The following is a 23,672-nucleotide window of genomic DNA, read 5'->3' on the forward strand; positions in this document are numbered from 1 at the left end:
GGGGCGCACACCAGGTGCCTCAACGAGTGCGGGCGCCCTCACGTCACGCCCGGTCAACCAGGCACCCTCCGGAACGCCGACCCACCCCGGCACCGAGTGGTCCTGGCGGTCCGGGTGGTTCTCTCACCCCACCACCCGGCCTTCGAGGACCACCCGGTGCGGGGCACCCAGCACCCGTACGTTCTCGCGCGGGTCCTCCGTGTACACCACGAGGTCGGCCGGAGCGCCCTCGGTGAGCCCCGGCCTGCGCAGCCACTCCCGGGCGCCCCAGGATGCCGCCGACAGCACGTCGGACACCGGGATGCCCGCCTTCACCAGCTCCGCCGCCTCCTCGGCGACCAGGCCGTGCGGCAGCGAGCCGCCCGCGTCCGTGCCGACGTAGACCGGCACACCCGCGTCGTAGGCGGAGCGGACGGTGTCGTAACGGCGCTCGTGCAGCCGCCTCATATGGGCGGACCAGCGCGGGTACTTGGCGTCGCCGCCCGCGGCGAGCTGCGGGAAGGTCGCGATGTTCACCAGCGTCGGTACGATCGCGACCCCCCGCTCGGCGAAGAGCGGGACGGTCTCGTCGGTCAGCCCGGTGGCGTGCTCGATGCAGTCGATCCCCGCCTCCACGAGGTCGCGCAGCGAGTCCTCGGCGAAGCAGTGCGCGGTGACCCTGGCCCCGAGCCGGTGCGCCTCGGCGATCGCCGCCTCCACCTCCCCGCGCGGCCAGCAGGCGGAGAGGTCCCCGGTGTCCCGGTCGATCCAGTCGCCGACGAGTTTGACCCAGCCGTCGCCGTTGCGGGCCTCCCTCGCGACGTACTCGACGAGGTCCCCCGGTTCGATCTCATGGGCGTAGTTCCGGATGTAGCGGCGGGTGCGCGCGATGTGGCGGCCCGCCCGGATGATCTTCGGGAGGTCGGCGCGGCCGTCGATCCAGCGGGTGTCGGAGGGCGATCCCGCGTCGCGCAGCAGCAGCGCCCCGGCCTCCCGCTCGCCGACCGCCTGCTTCTCGCTGGTCGCGTCGTCGACCGCGCCGTGCGCGTCGAGCCCGACGTGGCAGTGCGCGTCGACCAGCCCTGGCAGTACCCATCCCCGCACGGTGACGGCCTCCGCGGCCGGGCGTACATAGGTGATCCGCCCGCCGACCACCCACAGTTCGTCCCTGACGTCGTCGGGCCCGACCAGCACCCGCCCCTTCACATGCAGCACCGTGTGATCGCTCATGCGGCGAGCCTAACGACGGGGCCACGCCGGGCGGCAGGGGCCCGGAATCCCGCTCAGTACCATCGGACCGGCAGCCCGAACGAACTCGCGAAGAGAGCACCACAGTGACGCACCCCTTCCTTGACCTCGCCCCGCTCACCCCCGCGCACTTCGCCGCGATCGAGCGGCAGACGGCCTCGCTGCTCGGCACCCGGCAGGACATCGTGATCATGCAGGGGGAGGCGCTGCTGCCGCTGGAGGGCTGCATCCGCTCCGGCGCCAGGCCGGGCTCCACCGCGCTCAATGTGATCACCGGGCCGTACGGCCAGACCTTCGGCAACTGGCTGCGCGACTGCGGGGTCACCGTGGTCGACCTGGCCGTGCCGTTCCACACCGCGGTCACAGCGGACCAGGTGCGCGAGGCGCTCGCCGCCCGCCCGGAGATCGACTTCGTGTCCCTGGTCCACGCGGAGGCGGCGACCGGCAACACCAACCCGGTCGCGGAGATCGGTGAGGCGGTACGGGCGCACGGCGCGCTCTTCATGCTGGACGCGGTCGCGTCGGTGGGCGCCGAGCCGCTGCTGCCGGACGCCTGGGGGGTGGATCTCTGCGTGATCGGCGCGCAGAAGGCGATGGGCGGCCCCGCCGGGGTGTCGGCCGTCTCCGTGAGCGAGCGCGCCTGGCAGCGGTTCGCGGAGAACCCGCGGGCTCCGCGCCGCTCGTACCTGTCGCTCCTGGACTGGAAGGAGCGCTGGATCGACGCGGGGCGCACCGCGCTGCCGCACGCGCCCGCCCAGCTGGAGATGCTGGCGCTGGGGGCCTGTCTGGAGCGGATCGAGTCGGAGGGCCCCGAAGCGGTGATGGACCGGCACACACGGGCCGCCGCGGCAACCCGGGCCGGGGCGCTCGCCCTGGGTGGCGGACTGGCGCCGTTCGTGCACGAGGCACGGGACGCGGCCCCGGTGGCCACCACGCTCCGGACCCCGGCCGGGGTCGACGCGTCGGAGCTGGTCGCGAAGGCCCTGGCGGCCGACCCCACGCTGCCGCTGATCGCGGGCGGCGGGGCGCTGGCCGGGGAGATGGTGCGGATCAACCACTACGGCCCGGACGCCGCCCAGGGCGTGGTGCAGTCCTCGCTCGCGGCACTGGGTGCCGCGCTGAGCGACGCCGTACCGGGTGGTCCCGCTTCGGGTGGTCCGGGGGCCGCTGTCGATCTGGAGGCCGCACGCGGCGCCGTGTCGGAGGCCTGGCAGCGGGGCTGAGTCACCGGCCCCGTACGGCGGGGGGCTGTGTACGGCCCGGCGCCGGGCCGTACACAGCCCCCCGCACACACAGGCCCGCGTAATCAAAGAATTGCAGAATGCAGAATTCCGGCTTTTACCAGTACAGCCGACTTTTTTCTTCTGCCCGCTTTCCCGGACCCTAAACGCAGTATTTTCCACAGGTTCCATCAGCGGGTTTCGGACACACATCACGAAGGTTACGCATCTGTGACCGACCCCATAGTACGGTCACTTTGCCCGATAATTCCGGGACAAATCAGCCATATTCGCGACCGGAGAGGCGCCGACCCGCGCCCGCGCGATAGCATGGACTGAACTTTTGGCCAACCCTGCGCCAGAATGCATTTTTCGAATTTGCTGGGTAAATTTCCTTTACATGACCGCCGCGCAAGAAGACCTTGTACGTGCCCGTAGCGAATTCCAGGAGATAGACACCCCACGAGTGGAGGACGGGGCCGCGATCTGGCGTATCGCCCGCGACTCCGAGGTGCTGGACCTCAACTCCTCGTACAGCTACCTGCTGTGGTGTCGCGACTTCGCAGCGACCTCCGTGGTGGCGCGCGACACGGCCGGTGCCCCCATCGGCTTCGTCACCGGATATGTCCGCCCCGACCGTCCCGAAGCCCTCGTCGTCTGGCAGGTCGCCGTCGACCAGACATACCGCGGCCAGGGCCTCGCCGGCGTACTGCTGGACGGGCTGGTCGCCAAGGTGACCGCCAGGGGAGTGGTCCGGGAGCTGGAAACCACCATTTCTCCGGACAACACCGCGTCCGACCGCCTGTTCCGCTCGTTCGCAGAGCGTCACGGGGCGGCAGTGGAACGTGAAGTGCTCTTCGACGGCGGACTGTTCCCCGAAGGGACGCACCAGCCGGAAGTGCTGTACCGCATCAGCCCCGTCTCGGCCTGACTGACATCCCTCACCCCCAGGAGATTGCTGTGACCATCACCCCGCCCGCCCTGAGTGTCTTCGAGACCCTTGAGTCGGAGGTGCGCAGTTACTGCCGCAGCTGGCCGGCCGTGTTCGACCGGGCCCAGGGCAGTTACCTCCACGACGAGGACGGCCACACCTACCTCGACTTCTTCGCCGGAGCCGGATCACTCAACTACGGCCACAACAACCCGGTGCTCAAACGCGCGCTGATCGACTACATCGAGCGCGACGGCATCACCCACGGCCTGGACATGGCCACTACGGCGAAACGCGCCTTCCTGGAGTCCTTCCAGAACGTGATCCTGCGCCCGCGCGACCTGCCGTACAAGGTGATGTTCCCGGGCCCGACAGGCACCAACGCCGTCGAGTCGGCGCTGAAGCTGGCCCGCAAGGTCAAGGGCCGCGAGTCCGTCGTCTCGTTCACCAACGCCTTCCACGGCATGTCGCTCGGCTCGCTGGCCGTGACCGGCAACGCCTTCAAGCGGGCCGGCGCCGGTATCCCGCTGGTGCACGGCACACCGATGCCGTTCGACAACTACTTCGACGGCCAGATCCCGGACTTCCTCTGGTTCGAGCGTCTGCTGGAGGACCAGGGCTCCGGTCTCAACAAGCCGGCCGCCGTGATCGTCGAGACGGTCCAGGGCGAGGGCGGCATCAACGTGGCGCGCGCCGAGTGGCTCCGCGCGCTCCAGGACCTCTGCCACCGCCAGGACATGCTGCTGATCGTCGACGACATCCAGATGGGCTGCGGCCGCACCGGCGGCTTCTTCTCCTTCGAGGAAGCGGGCATCACCCCCGACATCGTCACGCTGTCGAAGTCCATCAGCGGCTACGGGCTGCCCATGTCGCTCTGCCTCTTCAAGGGCGAGCTCGACGTGTGGGAGCCGGGCGAGCACAACGGCACCTTCCGCGGCAACAACCCGGCGTTCGTCACCGCCACCGCCACCCTTGAGACGTACTGGTCCGACGGCCAGATGGAGAAGCAGACGCTGGCCCGCGGCGAGCAGGTCGAGCGCGCGCTGCTGGCCCTCGTCGAGGAGAATGACGGAGCGGGCGTGAGCTTCCGCGGCCGTGGCCTCGTCTGGGGCATCGAGTTCGAGGACAAGCCGCGTGCCACAGCCGTCGCCCGCCGCGCCTTCGACCTCGGGCTGCTGATCGAGACCTCCGGCCCGGAGAGCGAGGTCGTCAAACTGCTGCCGCCGCTGACCGTCTCCACCGAAGAACTGGACGAGGGCCTGAGCATCCTGGCCCGTTCCGTCCGCGAGACCGCCTGACGCACCACGCACCATCGCACCGGCTACACAGAAAGGCTCACGTCACAGTGATTGTCCGATCGTTCAAGGACGTCGAGGGAACCGACCGCCACATCAAGTCGAAGTCGGGGACCTGGGAGAGCAAGCGCATCGTCCTCGCCAAGGAGAAGGTCGGCTTCTCCCTGCACGAGACCATCCTGTACGCGGGAACCGAGACATCGATGTGGTACGCCAACCACATCGAGGCCGTGCTCTGCACCAAGGGCGAGGCCGAGCTCACCAACGACGACACCGGCGAGGTCCACTGGATCGAGCCCGGCACCATGTACCTGCTCAACGGGCACGAGAAGCACACTCTGCGCCCGAAGACCGACTTCCACTGCGTCTGCGTCTTCAACCCTCCGGTCACCGGACGGGAGGACCACGATGAGAACGGCGTTTACCCGCTGCTGACCGAGGAGGCCTGACAGCCATGACCGAAGTACTGTCCAACATCCGGGCGGACCTCTATCCCACCCGTGGCGCGAGTGAAGTGACCACCCCCCGCCAGGACCCGGTGGTCTGGTCGCAGCCCGGCGCGGCGGGCCCGATCGCGCAGCCGGAGCTCCAGGGCTTCGAGCGGGACGGGTTCCTCACCGTCGGCGATCTGCTCACGGACGACGAGGTGGCCCTCTACCGCGCGGAACTGGACCGGCTGATCGCCGATCCGGACGTCCGCGCCGATGAGCGCTCCATCATCGAGCCGAAGTCCCAGGACGTACGGTCGGTCTTCGAGGTACACAGGCTCAGCGAGGTCTTCGCGCAACTGGTGCGGGACGAGCGGCTGTTGGACCGGGCCCGGCAGATCCTGGGGTCGGACGTCTATGTCCACCAGTCCCGGATCAACGTCAAGCCGGGGTTCGGAGCCAGTGGTTTCTACTGGCACTCGGACTTCGAGACGTGGCACGCCGAGGACGGTCTGGCGAACATGCGGACCGTGTCCGTCTCGATCGCACTGACCGAGAACTTCGACACCAACGGCGGCTTGATGATCATGCCGGGTTCGCACCAGCACTTCCTGGGGTGCGCGGGTGAGACGCCGAAGGACAACTACAAGCGGTCGCTCCAGATGCAGGACGCGGGCATCCCGTCGGACAAGGCGCTGACGCGGATGGCGGACGCCCACGGCATCAGGCTCTTCACGGGCCGGGCCGGCTCGGCCACCTGGTTCGACTGCAACTGCATGCACGGTTCGGGTGACAACATCACCCCGTACGCCCGCAGCAATGTCTTCATCGTGTTCAACAGCGTGGAGAACGCGGCGGTGGAGCCCTTCTCGGCTCCGATCCGGCGGCCCGATTTCATCGGGGCGCGGGACTTCACTCCGGTGAAGTGATCTGAGGTACGCGGGAGGGGGACGGCACAGGGTGCCGTCCCCCTCCCGCGTATGCCGGTGCTTCCCGGGCTCAGCCGGAGAGCACGTCGAGGAGCCGGTCGACGTCGGCGGCCGAGTTGTAGAGGTGGAAGGCTGCGCGCAGGTTGCCCGCGCGGTCGGAGAGTTCGATGCCCGCCCGGCCGAACTCGTCACGGCGGTGGCCGAGCCCCGGGGCCGCGACGATCGCCGAGCCGGGAGCGGCGACGGCGCGCTGTCCGATCCGGTCGAGTCCGGCCCGGAAGCGGTCGGCGAGCGCGACGTCGTGGCGCCCGATCGCCGCCGGCCCGGTCTCCTCGATCAGGGCCAGGGAGTGCCGGGCTCCGGCGTACGAGAAGAGGCCCGGGGACTCGTCGAACCGCCGTGCGGAGTGGGCGAGTTCGGCCACCGGTCCGTAGCAGCTGCTCCAGGGCTCCTCCCCCGCGACCCAGCCGCCGAACACCGGCGCCAGCCCGCCCAGGTCATCGGGGACCACCAGGAACGCGATACCGCGCGGGCAGGCCAGCCATTTGTAGGCGACGGCCACGGTGTAGTCGTCCTCGGCGGCGTCGAGCGGGAGCCACCCCGCCGACTGCGACGCGTCCACCAGTGTGCGGGCGCCGTGCGCACGGGCCGCGGCCCGGATCGCCGCCAGGTCGGCCATCCGGCCGTCGGCCGACTGCACCGCGCTCACCGCGACGAGCGCGGTGCCCGGGCGCACCGCTTCGGCCATCGACTCCAGCGGCGCGAAGCGCACCTTGAGGCCGGCGCGTACGACGAAGGGGTTCACCAGCGAGCTGAAGTCGCCCTCGGCCAGCAGGACTTCGGCCCCGTCGGGGAGGGCGGTGGCGATCAACCCGCAGTAGACGGCGACCGAAGTCCCGGCCGCGACACGGGCGGCGGGGACTCCGGCGAGCCGGGCGAAGGAGGCGCGGGACGCCTCCACATCGGCGAACATGTCGGCCTGCCTGCCCACGGCCGCGCTCGTCACGGCGGTGTGGATCGCGGCAACGGTGCGGGCCGGGAGCAGACCGCTGCTCGCGGTGTTCAGATATGTCGTCTCGGGCGCGAACTCGGCGCCTGCCAAGGTCTCCATGGGCTCCACTCTGCGGCCCCGGCCGCGCACCGTCCATGGCGCGACAGCGCCGGGGCCCTCCAAGTGGTCCTTATGGAACGGCGCTGACCCGCAGGTTCTCCCCCCGGTGCGGGCCGTGTTCACTCACCGGCACAGGCCACCACATCGATCTCGACCAGGATGTCCATCAGCTCGGATCCCACCGTGGTGCGCACCGGGTACGGCGCCGTGAAGAACTCTCCGTACGCCGCGTCGAATGCGGCGAAGTCCCGGTGGAGCCGGGCCAGATGGACGGTCACCTTGACGACGTCGTCCAGGGTCAGCCCGCACTCGGCGAGGACCGACCGGACGTTGCGCAGCACCTGGGCGGTCTGCTCCCCGACCGTGCCGGGTACCTCCCCGGTCGCCGGGTCCTGCGGGCCGAACCCCGCCGTGTACAGGAATCCTCCGGCCACCACGCCCTGGCTGTAGGCCCCGGCGGGGCGTGGCGCGTGCGCGCTGTGCACCGCCTGCTTGCCGCCGCTGCGCTGTCCGGGCTGCTGGTCTGTGTGGTTTTCCGGTGCCGGGCTCATCCGGTCAGGTCTCCTTCGCGCTCGTTGACCCCTGCGAAGTGGCGCAGCTTCTCCTCGTCCACGCTGACGCCCAGGCCGGGTCCGGTGGGCACCCGCAGCCGGCCGCCTTCGAGGTGCAGCGGCTCGATGATGTCGTCGGCGTGCAGGTAGTACATGCTGTCGATCGCCCGTGACAGGACCGGGGTGCTGGACACGACGGCCAGATGGGCCGCGGTCGCGATGCCCAGCTCGCCGCCGCTGTGCAGGTTCATCCCGAGCCCGAACGTCTCGCAGTGGGCCGCGAGCGCCTTGGTCGCGGCGATGCCGCCCCACTTGTAGACGTCGCCGTGGATCACGTCGACGGCGTTCAGGCGTATCGCCGGGGCGAACTCCTCGAAACGGACGACGCACATATTGGTGCAGAGCGGGATCCGGACCTTGGCGTGCACCTGGCTCATGCCCTCGATGCCGACGCAGGGGTCCTCCAGGTACTCCAGGTCCAGTTCCTCCAGGGCGATCCCGGCGCGCACCGAGTCGGGGACCGACCAGGCCGCGTTCGGGTCGACCCGCAGATTCACCCGGGGCAGGGCCTCGCGGACGGCCCGCAGGATGGCGACGTCACCGGCGACGTCCCTGGTGCCTTTGAGCTTGACCGCGTCGAAGCCGCCTTCGGCCACCACCCGTGCGGTGTGCTCGGCGAGCGCCTTCGGCAGCCCGTCCGCGCCCACTCCGGGCGCGTCGGCGCGGGTCACCAGTGCGGTGATGGGGACCTCGTCGCGTACCGGGCCGCCCAGCAGGTCGGTGACGGACTGCCCGGTGGCCTTGCCCATCGCGTCCCAGCAGGCCACGTCCAGGGCGGCGATTGCCGCGTATCCCAGGTAGCCGTGGAAGAACGGCACCATGTGCTGTTTGCGGTGGAAGCTCTCCAGGGCGAACGGGCTGGTACCGATCAGGTCCGCCGCGAGCGCTTTGACGATCGCCGCGACCGGCCGGCCCCACATCGTCTCGCCCCAGCCGTCGACACCCGTGTCGGTACGGATCCGCACCACCGTGCGGGTCTCGCCCGTCTTGGTCTCGAACGAGCTGGTGAACGGATTCACCAGCGGAAGGTTCACGACCCACACGTCGACATCAGTGATCTTCACAGCTCTCTCTTTCTCGCATCGGGCCCTCATCGGGTTCTCATCGGGCCCTCATAGGGCTCGCATCGGGTTCGCATCGGGCTCTTCGGGGATGCCTCGGTGCAGGGATCCGGCGGCTCAGCGGGTCGCCGCGTCGAACGCGCGGATCGCGCGGGCCAGCCCGGTGGCCCGGTCGTCGAGCAGCCGGGTGCCCCGCTCCGCGTCGGCGCCGGACGCGTCGTCGGTCGCACCGCCCACTCGCTCCCACTCGCCGTGGCGCTCCACGGTCAGCCCCGGGTACGGCGGGTTGTCGAAGAGCGGTGGGGGCTCGACGGGCGCGCGGGCCGGTACCGGCGTACGGACGAGGTCCGGGTGGGCCGCCAGCATCAGCGAGGTCTCGAACCATCCGGCGTGGCCGGGGGTGACCTCGGGCCTGCCCCCGTCGTCCGCGCCCGATGTGACGGTCCAGTACGAGCAGGCGGCGACGGTCACATCGGAGCGCAGCGCGAACCGCTTCACGGCGAGGCGCATGATCTCGTCGTTGCCGCCGTGTCCGTTCACCACCATGATCCGGCGGTATCCGCTGGTCACGAGCGAGTCCAGGATGTCGTCCAGCACCGCGCCCAGGGTGGCGGCGGAGAGCGAGACGGCGGCGGCGAACAGATGGTGCGGGCTGTGCCCGAAGGGCAGGGCCGGCAGCCGTACGAGTTCCGGTGCGTCCGGCTCCCCGGCGAGCAGGGCGCCCGCCCGGTCGATCACCGCCTCGGCGAGCAGGGTGTCGGTGCCCATCGGCAGATGTCCGGCGTGCTGCTCCTGGGACCCGATGGGCAGCAGGGCGATGCCGTGCTCACCGGCCGCGCGCACCTCGCCCCAGGTCAGTTCGGTCAGCCGGGCCTGGCCGGTCGGCCGCGGTTGGCTCGGTTGCAGTTGGCTCACAGCGCTACCTCCTCGAAACTCCGCCGTGGCAGAGTCGGCGCATGGTGCAGAGACGTTCTCCGTTGCGGTTGGTGCCCGAGCCCGCTCCGGCCCCCCTCGTGCCGGGCGCCCGGCGGACGCTCGGCGCGGTCGAGCTGGTGCCCGGCCGGGTCACGGCGGCCGTCCTGACGATGTCGGGCGCCGTGCTGGAGCGGGAGGAGGCCAGGTACGACGCGGGCGCGGCGACGACCCGCGACATCGACGCCGCACTCGCCGGGGCGGCCCGGGTCTTCGCCGGTCATGATCCGGACGGGGTCGGGGTGGCCGCCGCCGGCCTCGTCGACCCGGAGGCGGGCCTGATCACCGAGGTCAACGACGTTCCGGCGCTGCACGGCTACCCGGTGGCCGAACGGCTGGGCGCTCTGACCGGGCTGCGGGTGCGGGTCGAGCACCGGGCCAGGCTCCAGGTGCTCGGCGACCGCTGGTTCGGTGCGGGGCGCGGGCGGCGTACCTTCGCCTCGGTCTCGACCGGTGAGGTGCTGGGGGTGGGCATCCTCTACGGCGGTGAGGTGCTGGCACCGCCCGGGGGCCGCAGCGGCGCCCATATGACGGTGTCGGCCAGCGGCGACCCATGCACCTGCGGCCGCCGCGGCTGCTGGAAGACGGTGGCCACCACCCGCTGGCTGCGGGAGCGCTCGCGGGCGGCCGGGCTCGGCGACCGCGTTTCGCTGGCCGGTCTGGTGGAGCGGCCGGACGAGCAGGCCCGCCGGGTCGTCGAGGAGTACGCGCGGAACGTGGCCCTGGGCCTGGTGAACGTGCAGCAGCTCTTCGCCCCCGGCCTCTTCGTGCTGCACGGCGAGGCCCGTGAGGGCGGCGAGCGGTTCCGTACGCTGATCGAGGAGCGGCTGCGCGCCGACAGCGCCGACGGGGCGTCGGGCGCCGCCGAACTGCCGAGGGTGCAGGTCAGCCCGGCGGCCGTGGACGATGTGGCGCTGCTCGGCGGGGCCGGTCTCGTCCTGTCGCAGCTGTAGGTCGGCGAGCGCCGGGGCAGGTCCGGTCATCGCTGATCCGCCTCCGCCCCGGCGCTCTCCCTGCGGGGCCCCGCCGTCCGGCGTGCGGTGCGCGGGTCCGGGTCGGGGACCGCGTCGAGGAGCCGGCGGGTGTACTCGTGCCGGGGGCGCCGGAAGACGTCGGCCGCGTCGCCGACCTCCACCAGGGCGCCCCTGCGCATCACGGCGACCCGGTCAGCGACCTGGCGCACCACGGCCAGGTTGTGCGAGACGAAGACATAGGTCAGGCCCAGCCGCTGCTGGAGCTCAGCGAGCAGATCGAGGATCCTGGCCTGCACGGAGACGTCGAGAGCGCTGGTGGGTTCGTCGAGCACCACGAGCCGGGGTTCGATGGCGAGCGCGCGGGCGATCGAGACGCGCTGGCGCTGACCGCCGGAGAACTCGTGCGGATAGCGGTCCTGGATACCCGCGTCCAGACCGACCGCCTCCAGGAGTTCACCGACCCGCTCCCTGGTGCGGGCCCTGCCGCGTCGCCCGCGTGCCGCCGGATCGTGGGTGACCAGGGGTTCCGCCACGATGTCGGCGATCCGCATCCGCGGGTTCATGCTGGAGTACGGGTCCTGGAGGACGACCTGCATCTCCCGCCGTACGGAGCGCAGCTGGGCCGGGGTAAGGGCGCCGAGGTCCTGCCCGGCGAAGCGCACACGGCCCGCGGTGGGTTCGATGAGCCGCAGCAGCAGCCTGGTCAGCGTGGTCTTGCCGCACCCCGATTCGCCGACCAGGGCCAGGGTCTCGCCCTCGTACACCGTCAGCGACACGTCGTCCACCGCCACGCTCACCGGCCTGCTGCCGAACTCCTTGCGCAGTCCGTCCAGTTCGAGCAGTGGACTGCCTTGTCCTGATGTCATGCCGGCTCCAATCGGGGGGTGGCGTCCAGGAGCCGGCGGGTGTAGTCGTCCGCCGGGTGCGCGAAGACGTCCAGGACGTCGCCGGTCTCCACGACCCGGCCGCGGTTCATGACGGCGACCCGGTCGGCGGTCTCGGCCACCACGCCGAGGTCGTGGGTGATGAGGACGACGGCCATGCCGTGCCGTTGCCGCAGCTCGACCAGGAGATCGAGGATCTGCCGCTGCACGGTGACGTCGAGGGCGGTGGTCGGCTCGTCGGCGATGAGCACCCGCGGCCTGGCGACCAGCGCGGTCGCGATCATCACGCGCTGGCGCAGCCCGCCGGAGAGCTCGTGCGGGTACTGCCGGTAGCGGCGTTCCGGGTCGGGGATGCCGACCTCGTCCAGGGCCGCGACGGCGGCCTCCCGGGCTTCGGACCTGGACAGCCCCCGGTGGTGCCTGAGCACTTCGGCGACCTGGCTGCCGACCCGTTGGAGCGGGTCGAGGCTGGTCATCGGATCCTGGAAGACCATGGCGATGTCATGGCCCCTGATCCGGCCGAGCTCCTTCTCGGAGAGCGCGAGCAGGTCGTGGCCGTCGAAGAGGATCTCGCCGCCGCTGTAGACGCAGGGCGGCGCCGGGTTGAGGCGCAGTACGGAGAGTGCGGTGGCCGTCTTCCCGCTGCCGGACTCGCCGACGACGGCGAGCGTCTCCCCGGCGTCGACCTCCAGGGAGACACCCCGGACGGCGTGCACGGTGGAGCTTTCGAGCCGGAAGTCGACGCTGAGGTCGTTGATGCGGAGCAGCGGATCTGCGGGTTCGGGGGTGGGCGCGGGGGTGGGCTTCATCGGCGGTACGCCTTCGGGTCCGCGACGTCGCGCAGGGCGTCGCCGGTGATGTTGACAGCGAGCGAGGTGATCATCAGGGCGGCTCCGGGGAAGACGGCGAGCCACCAGGAGGTGCCCAGGTAGAGCTGTCCGTCGGAGAGCATCGAGCCCCAGGTGACGGTCTCCTTGGGGACACCGAGGCCGAGGTAGCTCAGGGACGCCTCGGCGACGATGGCGGCGGCGATGTGCAGGGTGCCGATGGTGGCGAGAGGCGCCATCACGTTGGGCAGCAGATGGCGGCGCATGATGGTGGCGTCCGTGACGCCGATGGCCCGTGCCTCGGTGATGAAGTCGCGGGAGCGCAGCGACATGACCTCGGAGCGGACGACGCGGGCGTAGGAGACCCAGCCGGTGAAGCCGAGCACGAGGATCACGTACCAGAGGCCGGAGCCGAGGAATCCGACGATGGCCAGCGCCAGCAGAATCGCCGGGAAGGCCAGCTGGACGTCGGCCAGCCGCATCAGTACGCGGTCGGTCCAGCCGCCGAAGTAGCCGGAGGCCAGCCCGACGGCGGTGCCGATGACTCCGGCGAGGAGCGCGGCGCCCGCGCCCACAAGGAGCGACACCCGGGTGCCGTAGATGACGCGGGACAGCATGTCCCGGCCGAGCTGGTCGGTGCCGAGGAGATGGGCGCTGCTGCCGCCGTGCTGCCAGGCGGGCGGCCGGAGCCGCAGCAGCAGGTTCTGGGCGTTCGGGTCACAGGGGGCGATGAGCGGGGCGAACACGGCGGCGATCAGCATGACCGCGAGTACGGCCAGGGCGATGACCGCGAGCCGGTTGCGCAGCAGGGCCCGCAGTGCGGCGGATCCGGGACCGCGGGCCGGCGGCGCGGCCGGGGCGGGAGGTGCCGGCGGTGCAACAGGCATCGTGTCCGGCGTGTTCGTCGTGTTCTTGGGACTCACCGGGCGCAGCGGACTCACTTGGTTGACCTCACCCTCGGGTCGAGGAAGCTGTAGGAGAGGTCCACCAGCAGGTTCACCACGACGAAGGTGGCGGCGAAGAAGAGCACCGTTGCCTGGACCAGCGGGAAGTCGCGTTTGGAGATGGCCTCGATCGTCAGCTGTCCGACGCCGGGCCAGGAGAAGACCTGTTCGGTGAGGATCGCGCCGCCGAGCAGGCTGCCCACTTCGAGGCCGACCACCGTGATCACGGGCAGCGACGCGTTGCGCAGCCCGTGCCTGAGCACCACCTTGACCGGGCCGAACCCCTTGGCCCTCGCGGTACGGATGTGGTCGGAGGAGAGCACGTCGATCAGCGAGGACCGCAGCAGCCGGGCGACGACCGCGATGGAGTAGACGGCGAGGGTGACCGCGGGGAGTACGAGGTTGGCGAAGGTGCCGTATCCGGACGCCGGAAGGACATGCAGTCCCACCGCGAAGACCAGGATCAGCAGGATGCCGACCCAGAAGGGCGGGGTGGACTGTCCGAGCAGCACTCCGGTCATCACTCCGCGGTCGGAGGCCCGGCCGCGGCGCATGGCCGCGAAGATCCCGGCCGGGACCGCGATGACCAGGGTCACCACCAGTGCGGCGCCCGCGAGTTGGAGGGTGGCGGGCAGCCGGTCGGCCAGGACGGTCCTGACCGGTTCGTTGTAGAAGAGGGAGTTCCCGAAGTCGAGGCGGGGCAGCCCCCACAGGAAGTCCAGGTACTGGGTGAGCAGCGGCCGGTTCAGTCCGAGGCTCGCCCGCAGCACGGTCTCCTGGTGTGCGGTGGCGTCCGGCGGGAGCAGCTGTTTGACGGGGTCGCCGGAGAGCCGGACCAGGAAGAACGAGACGGTCGCCGTGCACAGCAGGACGAGCAGTGCGGTGCCCAGCCGCACCAGGACGCCGCGCAGCAGCCGGGTCCGGTCGCGGGCGGTACGGCGGGCCGGGCCGGGCGTCGTCGTGTCCGGTTCCCGGAGGGACAGGTCGCTCATACCGTGACCTCCGCGTTCTGCATGGCCAGCGAGCCCACGACGCCCGGTTTCCACCGGGGCCGCGCGTTGCGGGCGAGGATGTTGTCGAGCTGGTAGAGGAAGACGAAGGGCGCCTGCTCGCGCATCAGCCGCTGGAGGTCGGAGAAGGCGCGGGCGCGTTCCGCGGGGTCGACCGACAGCTCCTCGGTGTCGATGAGCCGGTCGGCCTCCTTGGAGTGCCAGCGGCTCTGCCTGCGGTCGCTGCGTACGACGGACTGGAGCATGCTCTCGCCGTCGAGGGTCCAGACGGTGCTCGCCGCCAGATACATCGGGCCGAGCGCGCCGTGGTCGTCGGAGGTGAGCCGGGCCGCGTACGTACCGGGGTCGAGGAGGGCGACGCGGGCGTGCACCCCGGCGCGGGCGAGGAGTCCGGAGAGCGCTTCGGCGACGTTGGAGTCGACGTTGGACGCGGTGAGCGTGGTGGAGAAGCCGTGCGGGTATCCGGCTTCGGCAAGCAGTGCGCGGGCCTTCGCCGCCGAGCGGGTGAAGGGCTTGACGGACGGGTCGAAGCCGAAGGCGCCGCGCGGGATCATCGCGGGGACCTCACGGGCCTTGCCGCCCAGCACCGCCTTGATCAGCAGCGGGACATCGATCGCGTGGTTGAGCGCCTGCCGCACCCGGTGGTCGCCCAGCGGGCCGCCGTCCAGGGTGTTCAGCGAGAGGTACGAGGTGCGGATGCCGGGGTAGCTGTCCAGCGTCACCCCGGTGTACCCGTCCAGCTGCTGGGCGGCGTCGGGGGTCAGCCCGGTGACGAGGTCGACGCCGCCGCTCTGGAGGGCCGCGAGCGAGGAGGACGGGTTGGGCGCCGGGCTGAAGACCAGTTCGTCCACGCTCGGCCTGCCCTGCCAGTGCCCGGGGTTGGCCCGCATCCGCAGCTGGTGGTCGCGCTGCCAGCTGACGAAGGTGAACGGGCCTGTGCCGACGGGGTGGTTGGCGAATCCCTCGTCCCCGGCACCGGCGATATAGCGCGGCGGGACGACGACTCCGCCGAACAGGGAGAGCTTGTCGGGCAGGATCGGGTCGTGCAGCGTGGTGTGCACGTCCACGGTGAGCCGGTCGACGACGCTCACGCTCTTCACGTAACGCAGCTCGACGATGGGCGACTTGGTCGCCGGGTCGAGCAGCCGCTCGATGCTGAACTTCACGGCGGCCGCGTCGCAGGGTTCGCCGTTGTGGAACTTCACGCCGGGGCGCAGCCGGAACCTCCAGGTCCGCTCGGAGCGGGCCGTCCAGGAGAGCGCCAGGCGCGGGTGCAGCTTGTTGTCGCGGCCCCGGGTGGTGAGCGTGTCGAACATGTTGATCAGGGCGTTCATCGACACCATGTCGCCCTGTTTCTGCGGGTCCATGGTCGTGGCGTCGCCGGGCTGCGAGACCCGCAGGACATTGCCGGCGCTGCTCGCGGGGTCGGCACCACACCCCGTCAGGAGAGCCGGGGCGGCGACGGCCGGGACGAGCAGACCGCCGAGCCGCACCACGTCGCGGCGGGACGGGTGATTGCGGTCCACGGCCCACCCCTGACGTATTCGTTCCATTGAACAACACTTCCGTTCCGGAAGATGGAATGCGATGGGGTTAAGCTAGGCGTCATGCCGAACACGGTCAACACCCGATCGAGCGAGCAGGAGCCCGGGAAGGGCCCGGTCGACAAAGCGATGGAGGTACTGGAGGCACTGGTACAGACGGGCGGCCCGCACCGGCTGGGCGAGATCGCGCGGCGCACCGGACTCACCAAACCGACGGTCCACCGCCATCTGCGGACGATGGCCGAGTACGGCTTCGCCCAGCCGGCGGAGGGCGGCAGTTACCGCGCGGGGCCCCGGCTGCTCGGCCTGGCCGCCGCCGCGCTGGACACCGGGGACGACCTCCGGCTGGTCCGCCCGGCACTGGCCGATCTGCGCACCCGCACCGGCCAGCTCGCGTACTACGCGGTACGGCACCGGACCACCGCCGTACACCTGGAGCAGTCCGAACCGGTGCGCGGCTACCTGCTGAGCACCCGGCCCGGCGGCGAGACCCCGCTGTACTGCACCGCGGCGGGTCTGGCGATGCTCTCCGCGCTGCCGGAGCCGGAGGTGGCAGCGGTACTCGAAGAGACCCCGCTCACCGCACACACCTCCCGTACGCTCACCGAACCCCGCGCGATCCGGGCCGAGTTGCGCCGTACGGCGGAGCGGGGTTACGCGGTCGACGACGAGTACCACGAGCTGGACGTCCGCGCGGTGGCCGCACCGGTGACGGACGGGGACGGGCGGGTGGTGGGCGCGATCGGCATCTCCGGGCTGACGTTCACCCTGGATCCGGAGAGCGCCGGACTGTTCGGCCCGATGGTGCGCGCGGCGGCCCGTACGGTCTCGGCCGGCCTCGGCAGCAGCGGCCCCGCACTGGGCGTCGTCGGAGGCACGACCGCATGGGACGGTGACCGGACATGAGCGCGGCAGGCATGGACTCGGCGGCAGGCACCGACTCAGCGGTGGGCAGGGAACCAGCGGGGGGTACGGAGCCGGCGGGAGGTGCGGCGGACACCGGCCGGCCGGCCGACCTGCTCGCCGCCGGACGGGAGCGCCGGGTGTACTCGGCTGCCGCCTGGTCGGTCGGCACCGCCGACGGCCCGCTGGACCGGGGCTGGACCGGCACCAGGAGCTGGGCCGGTCCTGAGCTCGACGGCAGCGAGCTGTGGGATCTCGCATCGGTGACCAAACCGGTCGCGGGCCTCGCGGTGATGGCCCTGATCGATGCGGGCGCCCTGGCGCTCACCGACACGGTCGGCGCGCATCTGCCGGAGTACCGGGGCGGCGACAAATCACACCTGACGCTCTATCAACTGCTCACGCACACCTCGGGGTTGCCCGGCCGGGTACCGCTCTACCGGGAGAGCCCGACGCGTGCGGCGCTGCTGGACGCGGTACGGGAGCTGCCGCCGACCGCTCCCCCGGGCACCCGCGTCGAGTACTCCTCGCAGGGCTTCATCCTGCTCGGGCTGATCGCGGAGGCCGCCACCGGGCGCCCGCTGGACCGGCTGGTGGCGGAACTGGTCTGCGCACCCCTGGGGTTGACGGACACCGGATTCACCCCGGACGCGGCGGGCCGGGCCCGCGCGGTGGCCACCGAGGACTGCCCGTGGCGCGGCCGGGTGGTGAGCGGCGAGGTGCACGACGAGAACGCCGCTGTACTCGGCGGGGTGGCCGCCCACGCCGGTCTGTTCGCCACCCTGGGCGACATGGAGCGGCTGGGCCGGTCACTGGCGGGCGGCGGGCGGGAGCTGCTGCGCCCCGCGACGTTCGCCCTGATGACAGCGGGCCACACGGACGGTCTCGCGCTGCGCAGGGGGCTCGCCTGGCAGGGCCAGGACCCGGCCGGCTCCCCCGTCGGCGACTCCTTCGGGCCGGACTCGTACGGGCACACCGGGTTCACGGGCACGAGCCTGTGGGTCGACCCGGCGACCGGACGGTACGCGGTGCTGCTCACCAACCGGGTGCATCCCAGCCGGGACGGGGACGGCATCGCAGCGGTGCGCCGCGCCTTCCACGACGCGGCGCACCTTCTCGGCGGGCGGTGACCAGGGGCGGAGCAGCCGGAGGGTCAGGCCGGGTCGCCCGTCGCCGGGACCTCGCAGCCGTCGGGGCCGCAGACCTCGCCGTCCCCGCCGACCGCGGCGAGCCGGGGCTTGGCGTCCCAGGCCTGGCCGAGCGCCTGGGTGAAGACCTCGGCGGGCTGGGCGCCGGACACTCCGAACGCCCGGTCGAGGACGAAGAACGGCACGCCGTTCGCACCGAGTTCAGCCGCCTCGCGCTCATCGGCGCGTACGTCGTCGGCGTAGGCGCCAGGGTCGGCGAGCACCGCACGGACCGCGTCGGCGTCGAGCCCGGCCTCCACGGCCAGCTCCACCAGATACGCGTCGCCGTCGAAGACGGACCGCTCGTCGGCGAAGTTCGCCCGGTAGAGCAGCCCGATCAGCTCGTCCTGGCGCCCGTGCTCCTTGGCGAGGTGCAGCAGCCGGTGCATGTCGAAGGTGTTCCCGTGGTCACGGCCCTCCGTGCGGTAGCCGAGCCCCTCGGCACCGGCGTTGGCCGCGATGTTGTTCTCGGCCTCCTGTGCCTGCTCCGTGCTCAGTCCGTACTTCTTGCTGAGCATCTCCAGGACGGGCGCGGCATCGCCCTTCGCCCGCCCCGGGTCGAGCTCGAAGGAGCGGTGCACCACCTCGACCTGGTCACGGTGCGGGAAGCCGGCGAGGGCCTTCTCGAACCGGGCCTTGCCCACGTAGCACCAGGGGCAGGCGATGTCGCTCCAGATCTCGACGCGCATGTTCTTCATCTCTCCAGGGTCGTACGGCGCAGGAGGCCCCCGCGCACCCTGGTGAACATGCGCACGGACCCGCCCATTCCCGGCTTCGGACCCTCGCCGGGTTGCGCGAGCGAAGTACGCGCCGCTGACAGCGGACGGCTGCACCCTCCGCGGGCTACGCCTCCCCGGCCGCACCGGTCGACGGCGGGGCCGCGGGGATGTCCGGCACGGCGCTCCGTGGAGCGAGGAGGAGGGGGAGGTAGACGTGGTCGACGATCTCGGCGATGACGTCCTCCGGGACCGGGGCACCGTAGAGCAGATAGTGGTTGCGGAGCAGGTCGACCGCCACGGTGGCGCGCCGTGAGGCGGGCACCCACGGCGCGATCTCGCCACGTGCGACAGCACGCAACAGGACACTCTTGATCGGTCCGGGGCCTGCGGGGCCGACCCGTTCGCGGACCAGCCGGGCGAACTCGGGATCGTGCATGGCCTCCGTGATCAGGCCGCGGAGGATGTCGCCGTGCGAGGTGGCCAGCCTGGCGGAGAGCTGCCGCAGCACGGCGATCACGTCGGTGCGCAGGGCGCCGGTGTCGGGCAGATCCGCCTCGGTCAGGCGTCGGGCCGCGCAGGCGTCGATGACGAGTTCGGCGCGGCTGGGCCACCGCCGGTACAGGGTGGCCTTGCCGGTGCGGGCTCTTACGGCCACGCGCTCCATCGTCAGTCCGGCGTAACCGACCTCGGCGAGTTCGTCGAGGACCGCCGCCAGGATGGCGTTCTCCAGCTCCTCGCCCCGGCGGCGAGGGTTTCTGCGGTGGTCGCCGGCCGAACGGTCCGCCGCGTCCCCGTTGATTGGATGCATGACTCCCAGCCATTTGTCGAAACACCCGTTGTGGACCCCGAGCGCGTCAGCCTAGCCTCCTTATTAGAGAACGGACCGTTCTTTAAGCGTCGAGTACATCGAGGGGAACGATGACCGAGACCGTTACGACGCCCCCATCAGGCGCCCCCGCCTTTCCCAGCGACCGCACCTGCCCCTACCAACTTCCCGACCAGTACAACGACCTCCGGGAGCGGGAGGGATCGCTGCAGCGGGTCACCCTCTACGACGGCCGGCAGGCATGGCTGGTGACCGGGTACGACACCGCGCGAAAGCTGCTCGCCGATCCCCGGCTGTCGTCCGACCGGACGGACGACGCCTTCCCGGCGACCTCCGAGCGCGTGGTGAGCTTCCGGGACCGCCGGCCGGCCTTCATCGGCCTCGACCCGCCCGAGCACGGGCCGAAGCGCCGTATGACCATCAGCGAGTTCACCGTCCGGCGCATCAAGGGGATGCGGGAGGACGTGGAGCAGATCGTGCACGGCTTCCTGGACGAGATGATCGCCTCCGGGCCGCCCGCCGACCTCGTCAGCCAGTTCGCGCTGCCCGTGCCGTCCATGGTGATCTGCCGGCTGCTCGGCGTGCCCTACGCCGAGCACGACTTCTTCCAGGACGCCAGCAGGCGGCTGATCCAGTCCACGGACGTGGCGGGGACGCGTGCCGCCCGGGACGAGCTGGAGGACTATCTGGGCGGCCTGGTGGACTCCTTGCGCGGCGAGCGCCGGCCGGGCCTGCTGAGCACCCTGGTCACGGAGCAGCTGGAGAAGGGCGCGATCGACCGCGAGGAGCTGGTGTCGACCGCCATCCTGCTGCTGGTGGCCGGCCACGAGACGACGGCGTCGATGACTTCTCTCAGCGTCATCACCCTGCTCGAACACCCCGAGCAGTACGCCGCGTTGCGGGCCGACCCATCGCTGGTACCGGGGGCGGTGGAGGAGCTGCTGCGCTATCTGGCGATCGCGGACATCGCCGGGGCACGCATCGCGACGGCTGACATCGATGTCGACGGCCAGTGCATCCGGGCCGGCGAGGGTGTCATCGTCACCAACTCCATCGCCAACCGCGACAGTTCGGTCTTCGCGGAGCCGGACACCTTCGACGTGCGGCGCGAGGCCCGCCACCATCTGGCATTCGGCTACGGGGTCCACCAGTGCCTCGGCCAGAACCTGGCCCGCCTCGAACTGGAGGTCATCCTCACGGCGTTGTTCGACCGGCTGCCGAACCTGCGGCTGGCGGTGCCGGTGGACCGGTTGACCCTGCGTCCGGGTACGACGATCCAGGGCGTCAACGAACTCCCGGTCACCTGGTGACCGCGGCGGAAGGAGCAGCAATGCGGGTGACGGCCGACCGGGAGGTCTGTGTGGGCGCGGGCCTGTGCGCGCTGACGGCGCCGGAGGTCTTCGACCAGGACGACGACGGTGTCGTGAAGGTGCTGGCCGCCGATCCCGGCGACGAGGACCGCGCCGCGGCGCGTGAGGCCGGCATGCTCTGCCCGTCGGGCGCCGTGCGCGTCGTCGAGTAGGCAGCCCTGGTGGGACGGCGGGGGCCGGCCGGGTTCCTGACAGCGGACCGCATCAGCGCCGGGGCGGACCCGGCTCGGCCGGACGCCGCAGATGGCCCAGGGTGCTCCGCTTTCGGGCTACACCTCAGCCCGGCGTCCGCCCCTCGCCGTCCGGGTGCCCGACGATCGCAGGCGGCCGGCCCCGCCCCGGCCGTGGAGCGTCCGATCACCGGGAGACCGCCGTGCACATCCTGCTCGTCGCGAGTGCCTTCAACAGCCTGACACAGCGTGTGCACGCCGAGCTGCGGGACCACGGCCACACGGTGGCCGTCGCCATCGCGCTGCCGGACCCCGCCCTGCACGACACGGCGCTGCGGGAGGCCATCAGCCGGCACCGGCCCGAGCTGATCGTCGCCCCGCTGCTGAAGACCGCTGTCCCGCAGGACATCTGGTCGGCGCACACCTGCCTCATCGTGCATCCGGGACCCGTCGGGGACCGGGGGCCCTCCTCCCTGGACTGGGCGATCCACGAGGGCGTGGCCCGGTGGGGGGTCACCGTTCTGCAGGCCGGCGCGGTCATGGACGCCGGTGACGTCTGGGCCACCGCCGAGTGCCCGGTACCCCCGGTCGGCAAGAGCGATCTCTACCGCAACGAGATCTCCGACGCGGCGCTGCGGGCCGTGCTGCTGGCCGTGGAGCGCTTCGCGTCAGGCACGTACTCCCCCGAACCACAGCAGCAGGAGCCCACGCACCAGGCGCGGCAGCGCAGCATCGGCACCCGGCCCTTTCTCCGGCAGGAGCAGCGGCGGATCGACTGGCGGGCGGATTCCACCGCGGCGGTCGTACGCAAGCTGCGTGCCGCCGACTCGAACCCCGGAGTACGGGACGAACTGCTCGGCGCCGAGTGGTTCCTGTACGGGGGTCATCCCGAGGACCAACTGCGCGGCCGGCCGGGGGAGTTGCTGGCCACCCGGGCGGGCGCCGTCTGCCGGGCGACGGCCGACGGGGCGGTGTGGATCCCGGAGCTGCGGCCCCGGCGCGGTTCCGGGCAGCCGCCCACGTACAAACTGCCCGCCGTCAGCGCGCTCGGCGACCGGCTCCCGGAACTGCCCGAACTCCCCGCGCCTCTGCGGCCGGACGAGAACTTCCGCACCTGGAGCGACATCCGGTACCGGGAGGAGGGGCAGGCGGGGTTCCTGACGTTCTCCTTCCCCGGCGGCGCGATGAGCACAGCGCACTGCGAGCGGCTGCTCGCCGCGTACCGGACCGCTCTGGCCCGGCCCACCTCGGTCCTGGTGCTGGGCGGCGGCCGGGACTTCTTCAGCAACGGCATCCATCTCAACGTGATCGAGGCGGCCACCGATCCGGCGGCGGAGTCCTGGGCCAACATCAGCGCCATGGACGACCTGGTGGAGGCCGTTCTGACGACCACCGACCGTCTGGTGGTCTCCGCCGTGGGCGGCAACGCCGCCGCCGGAGGGGCGATGCTGGCCCTGGCGGCGGACGAGGTCTGGTGCAGGGCGGGCGCGGTGCTGAACCCGCACTACCGGCTGATGGGCCTGTACGGGTCCGAGTACTGGACCCGCACGCTGCCGCACCGGGCGGGTGCGGAGGTCGCCGGGGAGCTGATGCGGCGGGCGCTGCCGGTCAGCGCGGCCGCCGGGCAGCGCATCGGCCTGGTGGACCGGATCGTCGAGTGCGGCCCGCAGGACTTCCCGGGCACGGTCATCCGGCTCGCGGCGCTCCTCGCGTCGTCCTCCGGTGCGCAGTCGCGGGCCGCGGCCAAGAAGGCGGAGCTGGAGCGCGAGGAGGAGGTCATGCCGCTGGCGGCCCACCGGGAGGACGAACTGGCGCGGATGGCCCGCACCTTCGGCGATCCGGAGGCGCCGTACCACGCCCTGCGACGCGCGTTCGTGCACAAACTGCCGCTGACCGGCACCCCTCCGCACCTCGACATCCACCGGCCGCCGCAGCAGGCGTCAGCCCCGGGCGACCGGGGATGACGTCACGCCGCCCCCACCACCGGGAGGGGTGCCCCGCTCTCAGCTCCGGGCCAGGACGGCCGGGATCTCCAGCCGCAGCGAGATGTGCGCGCTGTCGGGGTCGCTGACCGCCGGCTCGGCCGGCAGCCACCCGTGGCGGGCGTAGAACCGCTGGGCGCGCAGATTGTGTTCGTACACTTCGAGCCGCGCCTCGGGCACCGCGTCCCGCTGCCAGGCGGCGACGACCGCGTCGTGCAGGGCGCCGCCGATCCCCCGGCTCCAGCGGGCCGGGTCGACGTGGAACTGCATGAGGGTCATGGCCCCGTTGAAGACCCGGAACGACGTGACCCCGGCGACGATGCCCGCGACCTCGGCGCAGAGCACCCCGCCGTCCTGCCGGCCGATCGCGCCGACCCACCCCTCCCGCACCTGCGCGTGCACCTCGGGGCCGGCGTACTCCTCGACCGGTATCCGGCCTTCGTAGTACGTGGCACGGGCCGCGGCGTGGAGTGCGGCGATGGTGTCGATGTCCTCCGGGCGGGCCGGGCGGATCAGAGCAACGGATGTCATGGCGGGAAGGACGCCG

24 protein-coding genes are annotated in these 23,672 nt (G+C 71.6%); 11 read left to right on the forward strand and 13 right to left on the reverse strand.

What is annotated here, in order from left to right; translation table 11 throughout:
- Positions 1-123: 123 nt before the first annotated feature.
- Complete coding sequence (locus OHB13_RS07075; protein WP_328376328.1) at positions 124-1,209, reverse strand: amidohydrolase family protein; 1,086 nt, start codon at positions 1,207-1,209, stop codon at positions 124-126.
- A 104-nt stretch (positions 1,210-1,313) separates the two neighbouring features.
- On the opposite strand from OHB13_RS07075, the gene OHB13_RS07080 reads away from it, so the two are divergent.
- From OHB13_RS07080 to thpD, 5 genes are all read left to right on the forward strand, one after another.
- A complete protein-coding gene (locus OHB13_RS07080; protein ID WP_328376329.1) occupies positions 1,314-2,450 on the forward strand; it encodes a pyridoxal-phosphate-dependent aminotransferase family protein in 1,137 nt (378 codons plus the stop codon).
- Between the two features lie 397 nt (positions 2,451-2,847).
- Complete coding sequence (gene ectA / locus OHB13_RS07085; RefSeq protein WP_328376331.1) at positions 2,848-3,378, forward strand: diaminobutyrate acetyltransferase; 531 nt, start codon at positions 2,848-2,850, stop codon at positions 3,376-3,378.
- Between the two features lie 29 nt (positions 3,379-3,407).
- Positions 3,408-4,676 (forward strand): diaminobutyrate--2-oxoglutarate transaminase, encoded by a 1,269-nt coding sequence (ectB, locus tag OHB13_RS07090; protein ID WP_266858263.1) that lies wholly within the window; start codon positions 3,408-3,410, stop codon positions 4,674-4,676.
- Positions 4,677-4,723: 47 nt separating this feature from the next.
- Entirely contained in the window at positions 4,724-5,122 is a 399-nt protein-coding gene (locus tag OHB13_RS07095; protein ID WP_266858261.1) for an ectoine synthase, read from the forward strand.
- Positions 5,123-5,127: 5 nt separating this feature from the next.
- Positions 5,128-6,030 carry an ectoine hydroxylase gene (thpD, locus tag OHB13_RS07100; protein WP_266858259.1) on the forward strand — a complete coding sequence of 301 codons (903 nt, stop codon included), beginning with the start codon at positions 5,128-5,130 and terminating at the stop codon, positions 6,028-6,030.
- Between the two features lie 70 nt (positions 6,031-6,100).
- Here thpD and OHB13_RS07105 read toward each other — a convergent pair whose 3' ends face one another.
- From OHB13_RS07105 to OHB13_RS07120, 4 genes are all read right to left on the reverse strand, one after another.
- Positions 6,101-7,141, reverse strand: a complete 1,041-nt coding sequence (locus OHB13_RS07105; protein WP_328376333.1) for an aminotransferase class V-fold PLP-dependent enzyme — start codon at positions 7,139-7,141, stop codon at positions 6,101-6,103.
- Between the two features lie 119 nt (positions 7,142-7,260).
- Positions 7,261-7,692 carry a RidA family protein gene (locus tag OHB13_RS07110; protein ID WP_328376335.1) on the reverse strand — a complete coding sequence of 144 codons (432 nt, stop codon included), beginning with the start codon at positions 7,690-7,692 and terminating at the stop codon, positions 7,261-7,263.
- Positions 7,689-8,816 (reverse strand): mandelate racemase/muconate lactonizing enzyme family protein, encoded by a 1,128-nt coding sequence (locus OHB13_RS07115; RefSeq protein ID WP_266858253.1) that lies wholly within the window; start codon positions 8,814-8,816, stop codon positions 7,689-7,691. Before OHB13_RS07115 ends, OHB13_RS07110 begins: the two co-directional genes overlap by 4 nt.
- 114 nt (positions 8,817-8,930) lie before the next feature.
- A complete protein-coding gene (locus OHB13_RS07120) occupies positions 8,931-9,719 on the reverse strand; it encodes a creatininase family protein (RefSeq protein WP_328380232.1) in 789 nt (262 codons plus the stop codon).
- A gap of 50 nt (positions 9,720-9,769) precedes the next feature.
- Here OHB13_RS07120 and OHB13_RS07125 point away from each other — a divergent pair, with 50 nt between their 5' ends.
- A complete protein-coding gene (locus tag OHB13_RS07125; protein WP_328376338.1) occupies positions 9,770-10,738 on the forward strand; it encodes an ROK family protein in 969 nt (322 codons plus the stop codon).
- Between the two features lie 26 nt (positions 10,739-10,764).
- Here the strand turns inward: OHB13_RS07125 and OHB13_RS07130 are convergent, their stop codons facing one another.
- Genes OHB13_RS07130 through OHB13_RS07150 form a run of 5 tightly spaced genes read right to left on the reverse strand, consistent with a single transcriptional unit; the run spans position 10,765 to position 15,977 of the window.
- Complete coding sequence (locus tag OHB13_RS07130; protein ID WP_328376340.1) at positions 10,765-11,625, reverse strand: ATP-binding cassette domain-containing protein; 861 nt, start codon at positions 11,623-11,625, stop codon at positions 10,765-10,767.
- Positions 11,622-12,452, reverse strand: a complete 831-nt coding sequence (locus tag OHB13_RS07135; protein ID WP_328376342.1) for an ABC transporter ATP-binding protein — start codon at positions 12,450-12,452, stop codon at positions 11,622-11,624. Before OHB13_RS07135 ends, OHB13_RS07130 begins: the two co-directional genes overlap by 4 nt.
- On the reverse strand, positions 12,449-13,357 hold the full coding sequence (locus OHB13_RS07140; protein ID WP_266858247.1) for an ABC transporter permease: 909 nt from the start codon (positions 13,355-13,357) through the stop codon (positions 12,449-12,451). The genes OHB13_RS07135 and OHB13_RS07140 overlap by 4 nt, the downstream gene beginning before the upstream one ends.
- Positions 13,358-13,407: 50 nt before the next feature.
- On the reverse strand, positions 13,408-14,406 hold the full coding sequence (locus tag OHB13_RS07145; protein ID WP_266858246.1) for an ABC transporter permease: 999 nt from the start codon (positions 14,404-14,406) through the stop codon (positions 13,408-13,410).
- Positions 14,403-15,977, reverse strand: a complete 1,575-nt coding sequence (locus OHB13_RS07150; RefSeq protein WP_328376345.1) for an ABC transporter substrate-binding protein — start codon at positions 15,975-15,977, stop codon at positions 14,403-14,405. The genes OHB13_RS07145 and OHB13_RS07150 overlap by 4 nt, the downstream gene beginning before the upstream one ends.
- Before the next feature lie 54 nt (positions 15,978-16,031).
- Between OHB13_RS07150 and OHB13_RS07155 the strand changes: the two genes are divergently transcribed.
- Positions 16,032-16,874: an IclR family transcriptional regulator gene (locus OHB13_RS07155; RefSeq protein WP_266858242.1), complete on the forward strand. Its 843-nt coding sequence runs from the start codon at positions 16,032-16,034 to the stop codon at positions 16,872-16,874.
- Positions 16,871-18,001 (forward strand): serine hydrolase domain-containing protein, encoded by a 1,131-nt coding sequence (locus OHB13_RS07160; protein WP_328376346.1) that lies wholly within the window; start codon positions 16,871-16,873, stop codon positions 17,999-18,001. The genes OHB13_RS07155 and OHB13_RS07160 overlap by 4 nt, the downstream gene beginning before the upstream one ends.
- A 23-nt stretch (positions 18,002-18,024) precedes the next feature.
- Here the strand turns inward: OHB13_RS07160 and OHB13_RS07165 are convergent, their stop codons facing one another.
- Positions 18,025-18,747 carry a DsbA family oxidoreductase gene (locus OHB13_RS07165; protein WP_328380233.1) on the reverse strand — a complete coding sequence of 241 codons (723 nt, stop codon included), beginning with the start codon at positions 18,745-18,747 and terminating at the stop codon, positions 18,025-18,027.
- Positions 18,748-18,901: 154 nt separating this feature from the next.
- Positions 18,902-19,585, reverse strand: a complete 684-nt coding sequence (locus OHB13_RS07170) for a TetR/AcrR family transcriptional regulator (RefSeq protein ID WP_266858238.1) — start codon at positions 19,583-19,585, stop codon at positions 18,902-18,904.
- Positions 19,586-19,695: 110 nt separating this feature from the next.
- On the opposite strand from OHB13_RS07170, the gene OHB13_RS07175 reads away from it, so the two are divergent.
- The 3 genes from OHB13_RS07175 to OHB13_RS07185 all read left to right on the forward strand — a co-directional run bounded on the left by OHB13_RS07175 (position 19,696) and on the right by OHB13_RS07185 (position 23,107).
- Entirely contained in the window at positions 19,696-20,913 is a 1,218-nt protein-coding gene (locus OHB13_RS07175) for a cytochrome P450 (protein ID WP_266858237.1), read from the forward strand.
- 20 nt (positions 20,914-20,933) lie between these two features.
- Entirely contained in the window at positions 20,934-21,125 is a 192-nt protein-coding gene (locus OHB13_RS07180) for a ferredoxin (RefSeq protein WP_266858235.1), read from the forward strand.
- 221 nt (positions 21,126-21,346) lie between these two features.
- On the forward strand, positions 21,347-23,107 hold the full coding sequence (locus OHB13_RS07185; RefSeq protein ID WP_328376349.1) for a hydrogenase maturation protein: 1,761 nt from the start codon (positions 21,347-21,349) through the stop codon (positions 23,105-23,107).
- A gap of 39 nt (positions 23,108-23,146) precedes the next feature.
- On the opposite strand, the gene OHB13_RS07190 is transcribed toward OHB13_RS07185, so the two are convergent.
- Positions 23,147-23,656: a GNAT family N-acetyltransferase gene (locus tag OHB13_RS07190; protein ID WP_266858232.1), complete on the reverse strand. Its 510-nt coding sequence runs from the start codon at positions 23,654-23,656 to the stop codon at positions 23,147-23,149.
- Between the last annotated feature and the right edge of the window lie 16 nt (positions 23,657-23,672).

Source organism: Streptomyces sp. NBC_00440, from assembly GCF_036014215.1.
Lineage (GTDB): Bacteria > Actinomycetota > Actinomycetes > Streptomycetales > Streptomycetaceae > Streptomyces.